This window comes from Micromonospora sp. CNZ309 (genome assembly GCF_002846525.1).
In genome coordinates this window covers 1,885,022-1,903,017 of record NZ_PJNG01000001.1, presented here as the reverse complement: position 1 = coordinate 1,903,017, position 17,996 = coordinate 1,885,022, and the positions used below count along the sequence as shown (strand labels likewise).

Below are 17,996 nucleotides of genomic sequence, written 5' to 3'. Positions count from 1 at the left end.
TACCACTTTCAGTCCCCAGCTTCCGTCGCGGTGCCGCCCGGCGGCAGGGCCGATGGTCCCGAAGTCGCCGTGGCCCGCGCCGCCGCCGGTAGGCCTCCGGGCGCCGACGACACCCGGTCCTGGGGAACCCGGCCCGGACCGCGAACCGGGCCGACTAGGGTGCGGGGCATGAAGGTTCGGCTGCTGGCGGCCACGGCGACCGCCGTCCTCCTCGGCACCGGCGTGCCCGTTCCCGCAGCGGCCGGTCCCGCCGCCCCGGCGCCGGCCGCGCCCGCCCTGGTGCCGGTGGCGCCCGCTTCCGTGCCGGCGACTGCCGGTGCCGCCGCGTCCGGCGTGCCCGCGTCCGGCGCCGTCCCGCCCGCGCCCTGCCCGAAGGCGCCCGCGCCCCGGGTGTCCCGGCCACCCCGTCCGTCGCCGCCGCCGGCCGCGCCGAGTGAGCGGGCCGTCGGCGGCCCGGCGCTGGACACCGCCGGCCTGGTCGTCCCGCCGGGGGCCGCGCGCCCGCCGGCGGTCACCGCGATCTCGTGGCTGGTCGCCGACCTGGACACCGGCGAGGTGCTGGGCGGCTGCGGGCCGCACGAGTACGGCACCCCGGCCAGTGTGCAGAAGCTGCTGCTGGCGGCCACCATGCTGCCCCGGCTCGACCCGCGGCAGGTCGTCACCGTCACCGACGGGGACATGGACATCGAACCCGGCTCGTCGGCCGTCGGGCTGGTCGCCGGCGGGCGCTACCGGATCGAGACCGTCTGGCTCGGGCTGCTGCTCCAGTCCGGCAACGAGGCGGCGAACGTGCTGGCCCGCCTCGGCGGCGGGACGGACGGGATGGCCGGCGGCGTACGGGCGATGAACGAGGAGGCGCACCGCCTCGGCGCCCTCCAGACCCACGCGGTGACCCCGTCCGGCCTCGACGGGCGAGGCCAGTTCACCAGCGCGTACGACCTGGCGCTGATCGCCCGGGCCTGCTTCGCCGACCCGACGTTCCGCCGGTACGCGCTGACCGAGACGCACCGAATCCCCGCCCAGCCGGCGCAGCGCACCAAGGGTTTCGAGATCCAGAACGAGAACCAGCTCGTCTACCGCTACCCGGGCGCGCTCGGCGGCAAGACCGGCTTCACGGACCTGGCCCGGCACACCTACGTCGGGGCGGCCCAGCGGAACGGGCGGCGGCTGGTGGTGACCCTGCTCGGCGCCGAGCCGCAGCCCGCGCGGGGCTGGGAGCAGGGGGCCGCCCTGCTCGACTGGGGCTTCTCGCTGCCGCGGGGCTCCGCCGTCGGCCGGCTGGTCGAGCCGGGGGAGCTGACCACCTCGGCGGCCGCCCCGCCGCCCGCGCCCGCCGCCACCGGTGACCCGCGCCCGGCTGCGGCCAGCGGCCCGCTCGAGGACGGGCTGATCGGGCGCTGGCCCGTGGCCGTGGCCGTGGCGACGGCCGTCGCGCTGCTGGGGGTGGCCCTGCTGTGGCGTCGCCGCGCGGGGCAGCGCGGGTAGGGGCAGGGCTCCGCCGCGGGGTCGGGGTCGCCCGGTCGGCCCGGACCGAGGCGTTGCGGATCGACAACCGACGACGGGATCCATAGACTCCGGTCTTTCTGGCGCCATCAGTGCAGGGAGGATCCCCGTGTCGAGCGAACCCCGACCGCAGACCGTCGCGCCGCCCATCGCGGCACGCCGTCGACCGACCCGTACGCTGTCCCGCCTCGCCGGGGTGGCCCTGGTCGTGGGGGCGCTGGTGACCGGTGGCGGGGCCGCCGCGCTCGCCGCGCCCGGCGGGTCCCCGGCCGACGCCGCCGGCGATCCCCGGGTGACCCCCGGCCCGTGCGCCTACACCGAGACGCCCGAGGACCCGGCCGCCCGGCCGGTCCCGCTGCCGCCCGACCCGAGGCGCACCCCCGACCGGGGCGCCGTGCGGGTCACGTTGCGGACCAACCAGGGACCGATCGGGCTGACCCTCGACCGGGAGACGGCCCCCTGCACGGTGCAGAGCTTCCTGCACCTGGTGCGCCACCGCTTCTACGACCGGACCTCCTGCCACCGGCTCACCGCGTACCCGACGCTGCGGGTGCTCCAGTGCGGTGACCCGTCCGGCACCGGATCCGGCGGGCCGGGCTACCGCTACGCCGACGAGCTGCCCACCGACCTGCCGCCGGCCCCGACCGATCCGACCGGCGTGCGCCGGCTCTACGCGCGGGGCACGCTCGCCATGGCCAACGCGGGCCCCGACACCAACGGCAGCCAGTTCTTCCTGGTCCAGGCGGACTCGGCGTTGCGCCCCAACTACACGGTCTTCGGCTCGATCGACGCCGCCGGCCTGGCCACCCTCGACCGGATCGCCGCCGGCGGGATCGCCCCCACCGTCGAGGATCCCGCGCCGGTCGACGGCGCACCCGCCCTGCCGGTCGACATCCGGCGCGCGGTCCGGCACCACCACCAGCACCGCTGAGCGTCCTCGCCCGCACGTCGACGGCGCCCCGGGCGTCGCGGATCCGCCCGACCCCGCCGCCCGTGGCGCCGTTGCCGGAACCTCCGGCCGGCCCCGGGCGGCGGCGGGCCGTGCCGGACCTGCGGGTGCTCCGGGCCGGCGGCGGGTGATCGGAACTTCCGGAACGCTACCGGGAGCGCCGTCGAGGGGCGGGGAGCCTCACGGCAGCCGCGGTGGGGCCGTGCTGTCGCGGACGACCAGGTTGGTGGCGAGTTCCACCCGGGGGGAGTCGATGCCCTCGCCCTGCGCCAACCGCAGCACGGTGCGGGCGGCCAGCCGGCCCATCTCCACCAGCGGTTGCCGGACGGTGGTCAGCGGCGGTGAGGCCCAGCGGGCCTCGGGCAGGTCGTCGAAGCCCACGACACTGACGTCGTCGGGGATCCGCAGCCCGCGCCGCCGGACGGCCTCGTAGACGCCGAAGGCCATCTGGTCGCTGGCGGCGAAGATGGCCGTCGGCGGGTCGTCGAGGTCGAGCAGCGCCGTGCCGGCGGCGAAGCCCGAGGCGTGGTAGAAGTCGCCCGGGTGCACCAGCCGCTCCTCCACCGGTACCCCGGCCGCCTCCAGCCCGGCGCGGTGCCCGTCCAGGCGGGCCCGGCTGCACAGCAGGTGCGTCGGCCCGGCGACGAAGCCGATCCGCCGGTGCCCGAGCGACAGCAGGTGCTCGGTGGCGGCGAGCCCGCCCGCCCAGTTGGTGGCCCCGACGGTGGGCACGTCCGTGGCGGGCACGCCGGCGGGATCGACGACGACCACGGGCACGTTGAGCCGGCGCAGTTGCGCGTGCAGCGGGGGGCTCAGGTGCGAGGTCACGAAGATGACGCCGTCGGTGGCGCGGGCGCGCAGGTTCTGCAACCACTGCCGGGCGGCGGTCGACTGGCGGTGTATCGCGGAGACCACCGTGCCGACGCCCGCGCCGTGCCCCACGTCCTCGACCCCCCGGATGATCTCCACTGCCCAGGGGCTGTCCAGGTCGTTGAAGACCAGGTCGACCAGGCCGGCACGGCTGACCGTGCGGCTGCCCCGGCGTTGGTAGCCGTGGTGGCGTAGCAGCTCCTCCACGCGCTCGCGGGTGTCGGGCGCCACGTCCGAGCGCCCGTTGAGCACCCGCGACACGGTCGGCACCGAGACCCCGGCCTCCCGCGCGATAGCGGTGATGGTGATTCTGCGCCCGTCGTCGCCGTCCACCCGCGTCTCCTTCACCGGTCGGAAGGCCGACCGTACCCGTCACCACCGGAAAACGTCCGGAACGGCGGGGCCGCTCCATCGGCCCATCTTGCCCCACGATCGGGGGTTGACGACACGGCAGGTCGGTTCTAGCGTTCGGACGAGTTACGGAAGTATTCCGGAAACTTGTCGGACACCTTTCGGTCGTCGCGCCGGCGGCGACGTCCCCCACCTCACCCCCACCACGAGAGGTCGATCATGACTGTACGTACGCGGCTCGCCCGCGTCGTCGCGCTCGGCGCCGCCCTGGCGCTGGCGCTGCCGCTGACCGCCTGCGGCGACGGTGACTCGGCGGCCGGCCAGGACGAGATCCGCATCCTGGTGTACGGCGACGCCACCAACAAGGTCGAGAAGCAGCTCGTCGACACGTTCAACAAGACGTCGAAGGTCAAGGCGGTGCTGGACACCATCCCCGGCGCCGACTACCAGACCAAGCTCCAGACGATCATCAACACCAAGCAGGCGCCGGACGTCTTCTTCAACTGGGGTGGCGGCAGCATCACCCCGTTCGTCAAGGCCGACCTGCTGCTGCCGCTCGACGACATGATCGCCAAGGACCCGGGGCTGAAGGCCAACTTCCTGCCCTCGGTCTTCAACACCGCCGTGGTCGACGGCAAGGCGTACGGGGTGCCGATGCGCGGCACCCAGCCGGTGCTGCTGTTCCACAACAAGAAGGTCCTCGCCGACGCCGGCATCACCCCGCCGAAGACGTGGGACGACCTGCTGGCGGCCGTGAAGACGCTCAAGGGCAAGGGGATCACGCCGATCGCCCTCGGCGGTGGCGACCAGTGGCCCACCCAGATGTGGTACCAGTACCTCTACGACCGGGTGGCCGGCCCCGAGCTGTTCGCCAAGGCGCTCGGCGGCGACAAGAGCGCCTGGGAGAGCCCGGAGAGCCGCCGCGCCCTGGAGCTGCTGCGGCAGCTGACCGACGCCGGCGCGTTCGGCACCAACTTCGACTCGGTCAAGTTCACCGATGGTGGCTCTCCGGCGCTGCTGTCCAGCGGCAAGGCCGGCTTCGAACTGATGGGCTCCTGGAACTACTCGACCCACCACGACGCCAACCCGACCTTCGCCGCCGAGGGTCTCGGCTGGAGCGCCTTCCCGAGCGTCCCGGGCGGCAAGGGCGACCCGCGCAACGTGGTCGGCAACACCAACAACTTCTACTCCGTGCTGAAGAAGACCAAGCACCCGGAGGCGGTGGCCGAGTTCCTCAAGCTCCAGTACTCCGACGAGTTCGTCCAGGCGCAGCTCGCCATCGGCAACCTGCCCACCACCACCAACACCGAGAAGTTCCTCGACGGCGCCACCAACCCCGACTACCTGAAGTACCAGTTCACCCTGGTCAAGGAGGCTCCGAGCTTCCAGCTCTCCTGGGACCAGGCGTACCCGCCGGCCGCGACCACGACCATCCACCAGGCGGTGCAGCAGTACTGCAACGGCCGGATGGACGCCGCCGGCTTCATCAAGGCCATGCAGTCCCTCCAGGCGGGCTGAGCGCGACGATGTCCACCACGACCCTCGCCGCCCCCACCGTGACGGAGCAGCGACGGGCCCGACGACGCCCGGGCGGCGGCCCCACCCTCAGCCGCCCGGGCTTCGCCTGGGCCCTGCCCGCGACCCTGTTCTTCGGGCTCTTCGCGCTCGCCCCGCTGGTCCTCGTGGTCGTGCTCAGCTTCACCAGCTGGGCCGGCCTCGGCTCGCCGGAGTTCGTCGGGCTGGACAACTGGCAGCGGCTGGCCCGCGACCCCGTCATGATCAACAGCCTGTGGTTGAGCGTGCTGCTCACCGCGCTCGGCGTGCTGGTGCAGACGCCGCTGAGCCTGCTGATCGGCGTGTGGGCGGCCGGGCCGCAGCGCAACCGGGCCGTGCTGTCCGCCATCTTCTTCCTCCCGCTGCTGCTGTCGGCGACCGCCGTGTCGGTGCTGTGGCGGGCGCTGCTCGACCCGAACTTCGGCGTGCCGGGCCAGGCCCCGTGGCTGTTCGGCGACGGCAACCTCTTCGGCAGCCGCACGGGCGCGATCGCCGTGCTGGTCTTCGTCAGCAGCTGGCAGTTCATCCCGTTCCACGCGCTGATCTACCAGGGCGCGGCCCGCGCCGTGCCGGCGGTGCTTTACCAGGCCGCCGAGGTCGACGGGGCCAGCCGGTGGGGGCAGTTCCGCCACGTCACCCTGCCGCAACTGCGCAACGCCATGATCACCTCGGTGGTGCTCATGGTCGTCGGCGGGCTGACCACCTTCGACACCGTGCTGATCCTCACCCAGGGCGGGCCGGGCACCGACACCACCATCACCGCCTACCACATGTACGAGCAGGCGTTCCGCAGCTTCGACTTCGGCGCCGGCGCGGCCATCGCCCTGCTGCTCGTCGTCGTCGCCACCGTCATCTCGCTGATCGTGGTCCGGGTCTCCGGCTACGACCGGATGCGCTCCACGATGGAGGGTCTGTGAAGCGGCACCGTCCCAACTGGCTCGCCGGGATCGGCGCCGTGGCCTGGCTGCTCCTGGTCGGCCTGCCGATCTACGTCATGCTGGCGATCACCGTGCAGACCCGCGAGGGGTACGGCCGCAACGGCCCCATCGCCCTGCCCGACACCTTCACCCTGGACAACTACACCGGCGCCTTCGACGAGGGCTTCGGCCGCTACCTGGTCAACACCCTGGTGGTGACGGCGAGCGTGGTGGCCATCGTGCTGCTGCTTGTGCCGCCGCTGGCGTACGCCATCGTGCGCAGCCGCAGCCGGCTCACCTCCGGTGTGTTCCGGCTGTTCCTGCTGGGTCTGGCGATCCCCGCGCAGGCGGTCATCGTGCCGATCTTCTACCTGATCAGCAAGGCGGGGCTCTACGACAACCTCGTCGGCGTCATCCTGCCCACCGCCGCCTTCTCGCTGCCGGTGTGCGCGCTGATCCTCAGCGGCGTCATGCGCGACATCACCCCCGACCTGTACGAGGCGATGGCCATCGACGGCGCCGGCCCCGCCCGGGTGTTCCGCCAGCTGGTGCTGCCGCTGTCGCGCGGCGGGATCGCCACGATCGCCGTCTTCTCCGCCCTGCAGGCGTGGAACGGCTTCCTCTTCCCGCTGATCCTCACCCAGTCCGACTCCACCAAGGTGATCACCCTCGGCCTCTACAACTTCCAGACGCAGTACGGGATCAACATTCCCGGCCTGCTCGCCGCGGTCGTGCTGTCGATGGTGCCCGTCCTGCTCGTCTATCTGTTCGCCCGGCGGGCCCTGGTGCAGGGGCTGATGGGCGTCGGAGGAAAGTGACCGACAACGTGACCCTCGACATCGCCCCCGGCACCGCGACCTGGACCGACCCGACCCTCGACCTCGCGACCCGCGTCGACGCCCTGGTCGCCGCGATGACCCTGCCGGAGAAGGTGGCCCAGCTCTACGGCGTCTGGGTCGGCGCCGCCGCCGACGGGGGAGAGGTCGCGCCGTACCAGCACGACATGGAGGAACCGGTCGATCTGGACGACCTGCTGGACGCCGGCCTCGGCCAGCTCACCCGCCCGTTCGGCACCGCACCCGTCGACCCCGCGCTCGGCGCGCTGTCGCTGCTGCGGACCCAGCAGCGCGTCGCCGCCGCCAACCGGTTCGGCATCCCGGCCATGGCGCACGAGGAGTGCCTGGCCGGCTTCGCCGCCTGGGGCGCGACCGCGTACCCCGTGCCGCTGTCCTGGGGCGCCACCTTCGACCCGGAGCTGATCGGGCGGATGGCCGCCGCCGTCGGCGCCGACCTGCGCCGCGTCGGCGTGCACCAGGGGCTCGCGCCGGTGCTCGACGTGGTGCGCGACGCGCGCTGGGGGCGGGTCGAGGAGACCATCGGCGAGGACCCCTACCTGGTGGGCACCATCGCCACCGCGTACGTGCGGGGGCTGGAGTCCGCCGGCGTGGTGGCCACCCTCAAGCACTTCGCCGGCTACTCCGCCTCCCGGGGCGGGCGCAACCTGGCGCCGGTGCCGATGGGCCCCCGCGAGCGCGCGGACGTGATCCTCCCGCCGTTCGAGATGGCGGTACGCGAGGGCGGCGCGCGGTCGGTGATGCACGCCTACACCGACACCGACGGGATGCCCTCGGCGGCGGACGAGCAGTTGCTGACCGGCCTGCTCCGCGACGCCTGGGGCTTCGCGGGCACCGTGGTGGCCGACTACTTCGGCATCGCCTTCCTGCACACCCTGCACGGGGTGGCCGGCGGCTGGGCCGAGGCGGCGGCCGAGGCCCTGGCCGCCGGCGTGGACGTGGAGCTGCCCACGGTGAAGACCTTCGGCGAGCCGCTGCGCGAGGCGCTCGCGGCCGGGGCGGTGCCGGAGGCGCTGGTCGACCGGGCGGTGCGCCGGGTGCTGACGCAGAAGGCGCAGCTCGGCCTCCTCGACGCCGACTGGAGCCCGGTGCCGGCCGCGCTGGCCGGCGCCGACCTGTCCGACCCGGACGCGCTGCGCGGCACCGTCGACCTGGACCCAAAGGCCAACCGGGCGCTGGCCCGCGAGGTCGCCGAGCGTTCCGTGGTGCTGCTGGCCAACGACGGCATCCTGCCGCTCGACCGGCCGGCCCGCATCGCGCTGGTCGGCCCGCAGGCGGAGAGCCCCACGGCGGTGCTCGGTTGCTACTCGTTCCCGGCCCACGTCGGCTCGCGCCACCCCGAGGTGCCCGTCGGCATCGAGCTGCCCACCCTGGCGGCGGCGCTGCGCGCCGAGTTCGCGGGCAGCGCCGTGGTCACCGTGCCCGGCGTCTCCGTCGACGGCGACGACACCACCGGGGTGGCGGCGGCGGTCGAGGCGGCGCGGGGCGCGGACGTGGTGGTCGCCGCGCTCGGCGACCGGGCGGGCCTGTTCGGGCGGGGCACCAGCGGCGAGGGCTGCGACGCCGAGTCGCTGGCCCTGCCCGGGGCGCAGCAGCACCTGCTCGACGCGCTGCTGGACACCGGCACGCCCGTGGTGGTGACGCTGCTCGCCGGGCGTCCCTACGCGCTGGGCCGGGCGGTGAGCGAGGCGGCGGCGATCGTGCAGTCGTTCTTCCCCGGCGAGGAGGGCACCCCGGCCATCGCCGGCGTGCTCGGCGGCCGGGTCGCCCCGCAGGGGCGGCTGCCGGTCAGCGTGCCTCGCGGGCCGGGCGCGCAGCCGACCACCTACCTGTCGGCGCGGCTGGGCCAGGCCAGCGACGTCTCCAACGTCGACCCGACGCCCGCGTACGGCTTCGGGCACGGCCTCGGCTACACCACGTTCGACTGGTCGCGCCTGGTGCTCGACGAGCCGGTCGCGGCGACCGACGGGGAGCTGCGGCTGCACTTCACGCTGCGCAACACCGGCTCCCGGTGGGGCAGCGAGGTGGTGCAGGTGTACGCCCACGACCCGGTGGCCTCGGTGGTCCAGCCCGTGCAGCGCCTCGTCGGTTACCTGCGGGTGCCGCTGGAGGCGGGCGCGGCCTGCCGGATCGACCTGGCGGTGCCGGCCGACCTGTTCTCGTTCACCGGGCGCGACGGGCGGCGCGTGGTCGAGCCGGGCGAGCTGGAGCTGCGGCTGGCGGCGTCCAGCACCGACCACCGGCTCGTGGCGGCGGTCGCGCTGCGTGGTCCGGCCCGGCACGTCGACCACACCCGACGGCTGCACCCCCGCTTCGCCGTCACGCCGTCGGCCGGCTGAGCGGTGGCCCTCACCGACCTGCCCGAGGAGCAGTTGCGGGCGTACCGGGGTCAGGTGGCGGAGCCGGCGGACTTCGACCGGTTCTGGGCGGACACGATCGCCGAGTCCCGGGAGTGTGGCTGGCCGGTGCGCGTCGAGCCGGTGCCCACCGGCCTGGCGACGATCGACGTGCACGACGTGACCTTCCCCGGGTTCGCCGGGCAGCCGGTGCGGGCCTGGCTGCGGCTGCCGCGTGGCGTCGAGCCGCCGCTGCCCGCCGTCGTGCAGTACGTCGGCTACGGCGGCGGCCGGGGCCACCCGCTGGAGAACCTGCTCTGGGCCTCGGCCGGCTTCGCGCACCTCCAGATGGACACCCGGGGGCAGGGGGCGGGCTGGGCCCGGGGGACACCCCGGATCCGGCCGCCGCCGGCCCCGAGTCGCCCGGGGTGCTCACCCGGGGCGTGACGGATCCCCGCACGTACTACTACCGGCGGTTCCTCACCGACGCGGTGCGGGCGGTGGACGCGGCCCGGACCCTGCCGGCGGTCGATCCGGCGCGGGTCGCGGTCCTCGGGCACAGCCAGGGCGGGGCGGCGGCGCTCGCCGTGGCGGCGCTGCGGCCCGACCTGCGGGCCGTCGTGGCCGGCGTGCCCTTCCTGTGTGACATCCCGCGCGCGATCACGGTCACCGACGCGTACCCCTACCGGGAGGTCCGTGACTTCCTGGCGATCCACCGGCACGCCGAGGAGCGGGTGCTGGCCACCCTGGCCTACGTCGACGGGGTCAACTTCGCCCGCCGGTGCCACCTGCCGGCCCGCTTCTCCGTCGCGCTGATGGACGAGATCGTGCCGCCGTCGACCGTCTTCGCCGCCGTCAACGCCTGGCGGGGACCGACGGAGGTGTCGGTCTGGCGGTACAACGGCCACGAGGCCGGCGGGATCGACGACGACGAGGCGGCCGTGCGCTTCCTGCGCGTACACCTGTCGCCGGACCGGGCGTCCGACGGCCCGCAGCCTGATAGACAGGGGGCGTGGCCAGCCCAGCGCGGATCCGCCGGCGAACCGCGACCGCCCGTGGGCGGGCCGTCGCGGCGGCCGTCGTGATCGCGGCGCTCGCGCCCGGCTGCACCCGGCCCACGCCGTCGCCGTCGCCGTCCGCCACGCCGGCACCGTCCGCCCCGCAGACGTCGGCGTCGGCGGGCACGCCGCGCGGGCCGGGCCTCGTCGTCCTCACCGACGTCGACCCGCGCATCCGCACCGACATCCGGTACGCGGGCGCGCACAACTTCGTCGGACGCCCGGTCGACGGCTACGCCGAACCCCTCTGCCTGCTCAGCCGCCCGGCCGCCGAGGCGCTGCGCCGGGTGCAGGACGCCGCGCTGGCCCGGGGCCGCAGCCTGAAGGTGTACGACTGCTACCGCCCCCGGCGGGCCGCCGACGACTTCGTCGAGTGGGCCGGGCAGCCCGGGGAGCAGCGGATGAAGGCCGAATTCTATCCCCGGGTGGCCAAGTCGGAACTGTTCGACGAGGGCTACATCGGCGCCCCCACCGCCCACAGCCGGGGCAGCACGCTCGACCTGACCCTGGTCGACGTGCCGACCCCCACCCAGCCCCCGTACGCCCCGGGCCAGCCCCTGGTCTCCTGCACCGCCCCGAAGGGCCAGCGGTTCGCCGACAACGGCGTCGACATGGGCACCGGCTTCGACTGCTTCGACCCGCTCGCGCACACCGACTCGCCGCAGGTCACCGGCGTGGCCCGGGACAACCGGCGGCTGCTGCGGCAGCTCATGACCGACGGCGGCTTCGTCAACTACGACCGCGAGTGGTGGCACTACCGCTACCGTGACGAACCCTGGCCGGACACCTACTTCGACGTGCCCGTGGCCCGCTCCTCGGCCGAGCCGGCGGGCGGCTAGGGTCCCGCCCCGTCACACGCGGCGCCGTCCGGTGAGTTGCATAGACGTTGTTCGAAGCTTTCTTGATATGGTCCCTGCCGTTCGGCAAGACCTCTTTATCCCTCATCAGGAGACAGACTTGATCAGGCATCCGCTCTCGCTGGTCGCAGCCGCCGTTCTCGGCCTTTCCGCCGTGGCCGCACCCGCACAGGCCGCCCCGGCACCGGCCCACGTGGTGGCGCAGTCCGACCTCGGCGTCCAGGTCGCCCCCACCGGCTGCACGACGTGGGTGCAGTGGGTGCAGGAGGGCGGCAACAGCTACTACTACGGTCGCGGCAACGTGCAGTGCGCCACCGGCCGCTACAAGGTCAAGCTTCAGTGCCGCAACCTGCAGACGGGCGTGGGGTACGTCATCTACGGCGGCTATGCGGTGAACGCGCCGGGCACGGCCACCGCCACCTGCTACAGCGGCAACGTCGCCGAAGGCGTGTACCCCGTCGAGGACCCACTGCCCCCGGCCGGCGTCACCGGTTGCGTCTCGTGGGCGGAGTGGGTCCACCAGGGGAGCAACCACTACTACGGCCGTGGTACCGCCCAGTGCGACACCGGCACCTACCGGGTCCAGATCCAGTGCCGCAACGCGCAGACGGGCCAGCGATACGTGGTCTACGGCCCGGTGGTCACCGCCCCCAGCATCTCCACCACCACGTGCTACCAGGGCAATGTCGCGGACGTGGTGTCGGGCGTGCCGGCGTGACGGCTGCCGTGGTCGCGCCGCGCCGCGCCGGCTACGGTCGGTTTTCTTGACCGTGACTGGCTGCGCCGGATCTCGACGGCCGGCGGTGTAGTCCCCTCGTCTTGATACCACACAGGCATCTTTATGCCGCACAGGTATCAGCATTGTGGCGACAATGGTTCACCAGCCGCACGCGCCTTGCACCGAGGTCTCCGGTAGGTGGTTCAACGACCAGGAAGAACCCGTTACCGGAGACCTCGTGGCCCGCTCACTTGAAGGCGGCGTGACCCGTCAGCACCTGCCCGATGATCAGCTGATGCACCTCGGACGTGCCCTCGTAGGTGAGCACGGACTCGAGGTTGGCCGAGTGCCGGATGACCGGGTAGTCGAGGGTGATCCCGGCCGCGCCGAGGATCGCGCGGCACTCGCGGGCGATGGCGATGGACTCCCGCACGCTGTTGAGCTTGCCCAGACTGATCTGCCGGTGGTCGAGCGAGCCGGCGTCCTTCAGCGCACCGATCTGCAACGCCAGCAGCATTCCCTTGCCCAACTCCAACCCCATGTCGGCGAGCTTGAGCTGGGTGGCCTGGTACGCGGCCAGCGGCTTGTCGAAGATCTGCCGGCTGCGGGCGTACGCGATCGTCGTCTCCAGGCAGTCGTGGGCCGCGCCCAGCGCCCCGAACACGATGCCGAAGCGGGCCTCGTTGAGGCACGTCAGCGGCCCGGACAGGCCGGCGGCCCCCGGCAGCATCGCGTCGGCGGGCAGCCGCACGTCGTCGAGGACGAGTTCCGAGGTCACCGAGGCGCGCAGGGAGAGCTTGCGGGTGATCTCGGGGGCCGTGAAGCCGGGGGTGCCGGCGGGGACGAGGAAGCCGCGTACGCCCTCGTCGGTGCGGGCCCACACCACGGCGACGTCCGCGACCGAGCCGTTCGTGATCCACATCTTGGTGCCGTTGAGCACCCAGTCGTCCCCGTCGCGGCGGGCCCTGGTGCGCATCCCGGCCGGGTCGGAGCCGAAGTCCGGTTCGGTCAGGCCGAAGCAGCCGATCGCCTCACCGGCGGCCATCTGGGGCAGCCACTGCTGCTTCTGCTCCTCGGAGCCGAAGCGCCAGATGGCGTACATGGCGAGCGATCCCTGCACCGAGACCAGGGAGCGCAGCCCCGAGTCGCCCGCCTCCAGTTCGAAGCAGGCCAGCCCGTACGCGACGGCGGAGGTGCCGGCGCAGCCGTAGCCGCTCAGGTGCATGCCGAGCACGCCGAGTTCGCCGAGTTCGCGGGCCAGCTCCCGTACGGGCAGGCGGCCCTGCTCGTACCAGGTGGCGATCTCCGGCCGGATCCGCCGGTCGACGAAGCCACGGACGGCGGCCTGGAGGTCCCGGGTGTCGTCGTCGATCAGGGCGTCGACGCCGAAGTACGCGAGCGCGGGCGAGGGGATGGACAGGGTCACGGTTGGGTTCCTCCCGGGGCTTGCAGGTGCGCGATCACGCTACGCGCGACGGCGACGGCCATCGCGTCCAGCGCGTCGTGGGTCATCGCCGCCATGTGCGGGGTGGCGAAGACCCTCCGATGGTGCAGGAGCGGATCGTCGGGGCGGGGCGGCTCGGGCGCGAAGACGTCCACCGCGTAGCCCCGCAGCCGCCCGGCGTCGAGCGCGGCGAGTACGGCCCCGCTGTCCACGACGCCGGCCCGCGCGGTGTTGACCAGCAGTGCGTCCGGCCGCATCCGGGCCAGCGCGGCGGCACCGATCAGGCCGGTCGTCTGCGGGGTCTGGGGCACGTGCAGGCTCACCACGTCGGCCTCGCGCAGCAGGTCGTCCAGCGCGACGAGGCGTACCCCCGGGGGCGGGGTGGCCGTCGCGACGTCGTACCCGATCACGTTCATGCCCAGGCCCTGGGCACGGGCCGCGACGCCCCGGCCGATCGCGCCGAGCCCGACGAGGCCCAGCGTGCGGCCGGCCAGCATGGTCCCGGTGAGCCCGGCCGCGACGACCGCGGACGGCAGCGACCGGCCGGCCGGGAAGGCACCCCGGGTCAACGACGCGGCGGCCGACGGCGCCTGCCGGGCGAGGGTGAGGGCGGCCAGGATGACGAACTCGGCGACCGATTCGGCGTTGGCGCCCGGCGTGCCGACCACCGGGATGCCCAGGCGGTCTGCGGCGGCGAGGTCGATGCCGTCCAGCCCGGCGCCGTGGCGGCCGACGACCCTGAGCCGGCGGCCCGCTTCGAGCATGCCGGCAGTCACCGGTGAGGAGCGCACCACGAGGGCGTCGGCGGTGGTCAGTGGCCCGGCGAGTGTCGCCGGGTCGGTGGCGTGGGCGACGTGCACCTCGCCCGCTGCCCGCAGCAGCTCCATGCCGGGCGTGGCGATCGGCTCGGTGAGCAGGATCTTCGGTGTCATGGCGTCCTCACCAGCCGGTGTAGCAGGTCACCGGTACGGAGTAGAAGTCCCGCGCGTAGCCGCCCTGCTCCCGAGGCCCGTGGTTGGAGGCGCCGGTGCCGCCGAAGGGCAGGTGCAGCTCGGTGCCGGCGGTGGGCAGGTTGACCGAGACGATGCCGGCGCGGGCGTCGCGTTTGAACCGCTCGGCCGCCGACAGCGACGTGGTCACGATGCCGGCGGAGAGCCCGTAGTCGGTGTCGCCGGCGACGCTGATCGCCTCGTCGAGGTCGTCGACCTCGATCACGCAGGAGACCGGGCCGAAGATCTCCTCCCGGGCCAACCGCATGTCGTTGCGTGCGCCCGCGAAGAGGGTGGGCCGCATGAACTGGCCCCCGTCCGGCTGGTGCGTCCCGCCGGCCACCACCCTCGCGCCCTCGTCGCGCCCGATCCGGACGTAGTCGAGGTTCTGGGCGAGCTGTTCGGGGCTCACCACCGGACCCAGCTCGCTGCGGGGGTCGAGCGGGTCGCCGACCCGCAGCGCGCCGGCCGCCGCGGCCAGCGCGTCGACGAACCGGTCGTGGATGCCCGCCTGCACGATCAGCCGGCTCGACGCCGTACAGCGCTGGCCGGTGCTGAAGAAGCTGCCGTCCAGGGCGCAGCGCACCGCGACCTCCAGATCGGCGTCGTCGAGCACGACGAGGGGGTTCTTGCCACCCATCTCCAACTGGAACCGCTTGTTGCCGTGCGCGAGGCACTGCCGTGCCACGTGGCCGCCGGTGCCGGTGCCTCCGGTGAAGGAGACGCCGTCGATCCCGGTCGAGGTCAGCAGCTCCTCGCCGACGACCCGCCCGGCGCCCATGACGAGGTTGAACACGCCGGGCGGCAGCGCGGATCCGGCGATGATCCGGGCGAGTTCCCCGGCCGAGGCGGTGACCAGCTCGGCGGGTTTGAGCACGACCGCGTTGCCGTAGGCGAGCGCGGGCGCGACCTTCCAGGCCGGGATGGCGAGGGGGTAGTTCCAGGGTGTGATGATCCCGACCACGCCCAGCGGGCGGCGCCGGACCTCGGCGTGGACGCCGGGGCGGGTGGAGGCGTAGACCTCGCCCTGCGGTTGCAGCAACTGGTGGGCGTAGTAGCGGAAGGTCTGGCCGGCGCGGGTGACCTCTCCGCGCGCCTCGCTGAGCAGCTTGCCCTCCTCCCGCGAGAGCAGGACCGCGAGTTCCTCGGTGCGGCGCAGGATGGTGGTGCCGATGTCGTCCAGGACTGCCATGCGGGACCCGACGGGTTGGCTGGCCCAGCCGGGCTGCGCACGGCGGGCGGCCTCGATCGCCGCGCGGGCGGTGTCCCGGTCGGCCACGGCGTACTCGCTGACGATCTCGCCGGGGCGGGCGGGGTTGCCGTTGGACCGGCGTTCCCCGTCGACCCACCCGCCGTCGACGAGGTTGAGATGCACGGGCACGCTCATCGGCCACCGGCCGCGGCGGCGAGGGTCTGGTCCATCGGGCCGGGCTCCTCGGGGAAGTGGCAGGCGACCTGGTGGCCGCTGCCGGCTGCCGTCGTGAGCACCGGCTCCTGCGCCGCGCAGATCTCCTGCGCCTTCCAGCACCGGGTGCGGAAGCGGCATCCGCTGGGCGGGCTGAGCGGGCTCGGCACGTCTCCGGTGAGGATCACGCGCTGGCGCTCGGTCTCGACCAGCGGATCGGGGATCGGCACCGCCGACAACAACGCCTTGGTGTAGGGATGCTGCGGCCTGCGGTACATGTCCTCGCACTCGCCCACCTCGACGACGGTGCCGAGGTACATCACGGCGATGCGGTCGCAGAGGTGCCGCACGACGGCCAGGTCGTGGGCGATGAACATCATCGTCAGGCCCAGCTCCTCCTGCAGTTGTTCGAGCAGGTTGACGATCTGGGCCTGGACCGAGACGTCGAGCGCGGAGACCGGCTCGTCGGCGACGATGAAGTCCGGGTTGCTGACCAGCGCCCGCGCGATGCCCACCCGTTGTCGCTGGCCGCCGGAGAACTCGTGCGGATAGCGGTCGTGCCACTGCTCGCTGAGCCCGACCAGTTGCATGGTGTCCACCGCCTTGGCCCGTCGTCCGGCGGCGGAGAGGTCGGCGTGCACGAGCAGCGGCTCCTCGATGAGTTCGCCGATGGTCATGCGCGGGTTCAGCGACGCGTACGGGTCCTGGAAGATCATCTGCATCCGGCGGCGCATCGCCCGCATCCGGCCCCGGCCCAGGGTGGTCAGCTCGGTGCCGTCGAAGGTCACCGTTCCGCTGGTGGGCTTGAGGAGCTGGAGGATCGCCCGACCGGTGGTGGACTTGCCGCAGCCGGACTCACCCACGACTCCGATGATCTCGCCACGCCGGACGTCGAGGTCCACGCCGGACACGGCGCGCAGGCGGGCCGGGCGCAGCTTGCCACGCGCGGGCACCTTGAAGTCGACCGCCAGGTCGCGCACCCGCAGCAGGGCGTGCTCGGAAGCGGCGACAGGGGATTCGGTCATGAGCTCTCCTCTGTCGAGAGATAGGGGTGCCGGTCCTGGGTGGAGAGCCAGCCGCCCTCGCTTTCCGGTCGCATGCCCCAGCAGCGGGTCAGCTGACCCCGGTCCGGCTTCTCCCACGTCGTGATGAGGTCGGGTGCGCGGCCCTGGCACGTCTCCCGGGCGTGCGCGCAGCGGGGCGCGAACCGGCAGCCGGGGGGCATCTCCGACAGCTCCGGCGGGCGCCCGGCGATCGGTCGCAGCTTGCCGCCACGGACGAGGTCCAGCCGGGGCACCGACCCCAGCAGCCCCCAGGTGTAGGGCATCTGCGGACGGTGGAACAGGTCGACCGTCTCGGCCCGCTCCACGATCTGCCCGGCGTACATCACGTTGACCCGTTCCGCCATGCCGGCCACCACCCCGAGGTCGTGGGTGATGAGCAGGACGGCGGTCCGGGTCTCCCGGGCCAGCTCCCGCAGCAGCTCCAGGATCTGCGCCTGGATGGTCACGTCGAGGGCGGTGGTGATCTCGTCGGCGAGGATCAGCCGGGGTTGGCAGGAAAGGGCCATCGCGATCATCACGCGTTGCCGCATGCCGCCGGAAAGTTGGTGCGGATAGGAACTCAACCGGGTCTCCGCGGCCGGGATGCGCACCATCTCCAGCAGCTCGACGGCTCGCGTACGCGCAGCCCTGCGGCTGAGTCCAAGGTGCAGCTCCAGGGTCTCGGTGAGTTGCTTCCCCACGGTCAGCACCGGGTTCAGCGAGGTCATCGGGTCCTGGAAGATCATCGAGATGCCCTTGCCGCGGACGGCCCGCAGCTCGCGAGGGCGCAGGCGCACCAGGTCCCTTCCTTCGAAGAGGACCTGTCCGCCGGTCACCTGCCCGGCCGGCGGCACGATCAGGCCCATGATGGACTGCGCGGTGGCCGACTTTCCGCAGCCGGACTCGCCCACCAGTGCCACCGTCTCGCCGGCGTCGACGGTGAACGAGACCCCGTCGACCGCCGTCACCGAACCCCGTGCCGCACGGAATTCGGTACGCAGGTCCCGCACCTCCAACAAGGCCATCGAACCCACCCCGCAGTCTGGACGCTTGAACGTCGCCATTCGTCAACCAGGAGTGTTGCACAGACGATGTTCGTCGTCTAGGCTCCCGGCAGCGACGAATACCGCCACCAAGTGAAGTTGGAG

At 73.3% G+C, this 17,996-nt stretch carries 14 protein-coding genes and 1 pseudogene; 9 read left to right on the top strand and 6 right to left on the bottom strand.

Features of this window, described 5'->3' with window-relative positions:
* Positions 1–168 precede the first annotated feature (168 nt).
* The gene (locus CLT72_RS07600; protein WP_101410309.1) at positions 169–1,485 is read left to right on the top strand and encodes a D-alanyl-D-alanine carboxypeptidase family protein; all 1,317 of its coding nucleotides are present in this window, start codon (positions 169–171) and stop codon (positions 1,483–1,485) included.
* A gap of 127 nt (positions 1,486–1,612) precedes the next feature.
* On the top strand, positions 1,613–2,434 hold the full coding sequence (locus CLT72_RS07595) for a peptidylprolyl isomerase (protein WP_199184512.1): 822 nt from the start codon (positions 1,613–1,615) through the stop codon (positions 2,432–2,434).
* Between the two features lie 198 nt (positions 2,435–2,632).
* On the opposite strand, the gene CLT72_RS07590 is transcribed toward CLT72_RS07595, so the two are convergent.
* On the bottom strand, positions 2,633–3,655 hold the full coding sequence (locus tag CLT72_RS07590) for a LacI family DNA-binding transcriptional regulator (protein WP_101410307.1): 1,023 nt from the start codon (positions 3,653–3,655) through the stop codon (positions 2,633–2,635).
* A gap of 237 nt (positions 3,656–3,892) precedes the next feature.
* Between CLT72_RS07590 and CLT72_RS07585 the strand changes: the two genes are divergently transcribed.
* From CLT72_RS07585 to CLT72_RS07555, 7 genes and pseudogenes are all read left to right on the top strand, one after another.
* Positions 3,893–5,191, top strand: coding sequence for an ABC transporter substrate-binding protein (locus tag CLT72_RS07585; RefSeq protein WP_101410305.1), 1,299 nt, complete (start codon positions 3,893–3,895; stop codon positions 5,189–5,191).
* Positions 5,192–5,199: 8 nt separating this feature from the next.
* Positions 5,200–6,144: a carbohydrate ABC transporter permease gene (locus CLT72_RS07580; RefSeq protein WP_089000068.1), complete on the top strand. Its 945-nt coding sequence runs from the start codon at positions 5,200–5,202 to the stop codon at positions 6,142–6,144.
* Complete coding sequence (locus tag CLT72_RS07575; RefSeq protein ID WP_089000069.1) at positions 6,141–6,962, top strand: carbohydrate ABC transporter permease; 822 nt, start codon at positions 6,141–6,143, stop codon at positions 6,960–6,962. The genes CLT72_RS07580 and CLT72_RS07575 overlap by 4 nt, the downstream gene beginning before the upstream one ends.
* A complete protein-coding gene (locus CLT72_RS07570; protein WP_250102415.1) occupies positions 6,959–9,337 on the top strand; it encodes a beta-xylosidase/alpha-l-arabinosidase in 2,379 nt (792 codons plus the stop codon). Before CLT72_RS07575 ends, CLT72_RS07570 begins: the two co-directional genes overlap by 4 nt.
* Positions 9,338–9,340: 3 nt before the next feature.
* A pseudogene (locus CLT72_RS07565) lies at positions 9,341–10,419 on the top strand (acetylxylan esterase).
* Positions 10,416–11,231 (top strand): M15 family metallopeptidase, encoded by an 816-nt coding sequence (locus CLT72_RS07560; protein WP_101415012.1) that lies wholly within the window; start codon positions 10,416–10,418, stop codon positions 11,229–11,231. Before CLT72_RS07565 ends, CLT72_RS07560 begins: the two are co-directional and overlap by 4 nt.
* Positions 11,232–11,349: 118 nt before the next feature.
* Entirely contained in the window at positions 11,350–11,967 is a 618-nt protein-coding gene (locus CLT72_RS07555; RefSeq protein WP_144082214.1) for a hypothetical protein, read from the top strand.
* 247 nt (positions 11,968–12,214) lie between these two features.
* Here CLT72_RS07555 and CLT72_RS07550 read toward each other — a convergent pair whose 3' ends face one another.
* From CLT72_RS07550 to CLT72_RS07530, 5 genes are read right to left on the bottom strand one after another with little or no spacing between them, the layout of a single operon-like run.
* Positions 12,215–13,342 (bottom strand): acyl-CoA dehydrogenase family protein, encoded by a 1,128-nt coding sequence (locus CLT72_RS07550; protein ID WP_374208890.1) that lies wholly within the window; start codon positions 13,340–13,342, stop codon positions 12,215–12,217.
* Between the two features lie 47 nt (positions 13,343–13,389).
* Positions 13,390–14,343: a hydroxyacid dehydrogenase gene (locus CLT72_RS07545; protein WP_101410300.1), complete on the bottom strand. Its 954-nt coding sequence runs from the start codon at positions 14,341–14,343 to the stop codon at positions 13,390–13,392.
* Between the two features lie 7 nt (positions 14,344–14,350).
* Positions 14,351–15,787: an aldehyde dehydrogenase family protein gene (locus CLT72_RS07540; RefSeq protein ID WP_199184511.1), complete on the bottom strand. Its 1,437-nt coding sequence runs from the start codon at positions 15,785–15,787 to the stop codon at positions 14,351–14,353.
* The gene (locus CLT72_RS07535; RefSeq protein ID WP_101410298.1) at positions 15,784–16,830 is read right to left on the bottom strand and encodes an oligopeptide/dipeptide ABC transporter ATP-binding protein; all 1,047 of its coding nucleotides are present in this window, start codon (positions 16,828–16,830) and stop codon (positions 15,784–15,786) included. The genes CLT72_RS07540 and CLT72_RS07535 overlap by 4 nt, the downstream gene beginning before the upstream one ends.
* Positions 16,827–17,873: an ABC transporter ATP-binding protein gene (locus tag CLT72_RS07530; protein ID WP_101415010.1), complete on the bottom strand. Its 1,047-nt coding sequence runs from the start codon at positions 17,871–17,873 to the stop codon at positions 16,827–16,829. Before CLT72_RS07530 ends, CLT72_RS07535 begins: the two co-directional genes overlap by 4 nt.
* Between the last annotated feature and the right edge of the window lie 123 nt (positions 17,874–17,996).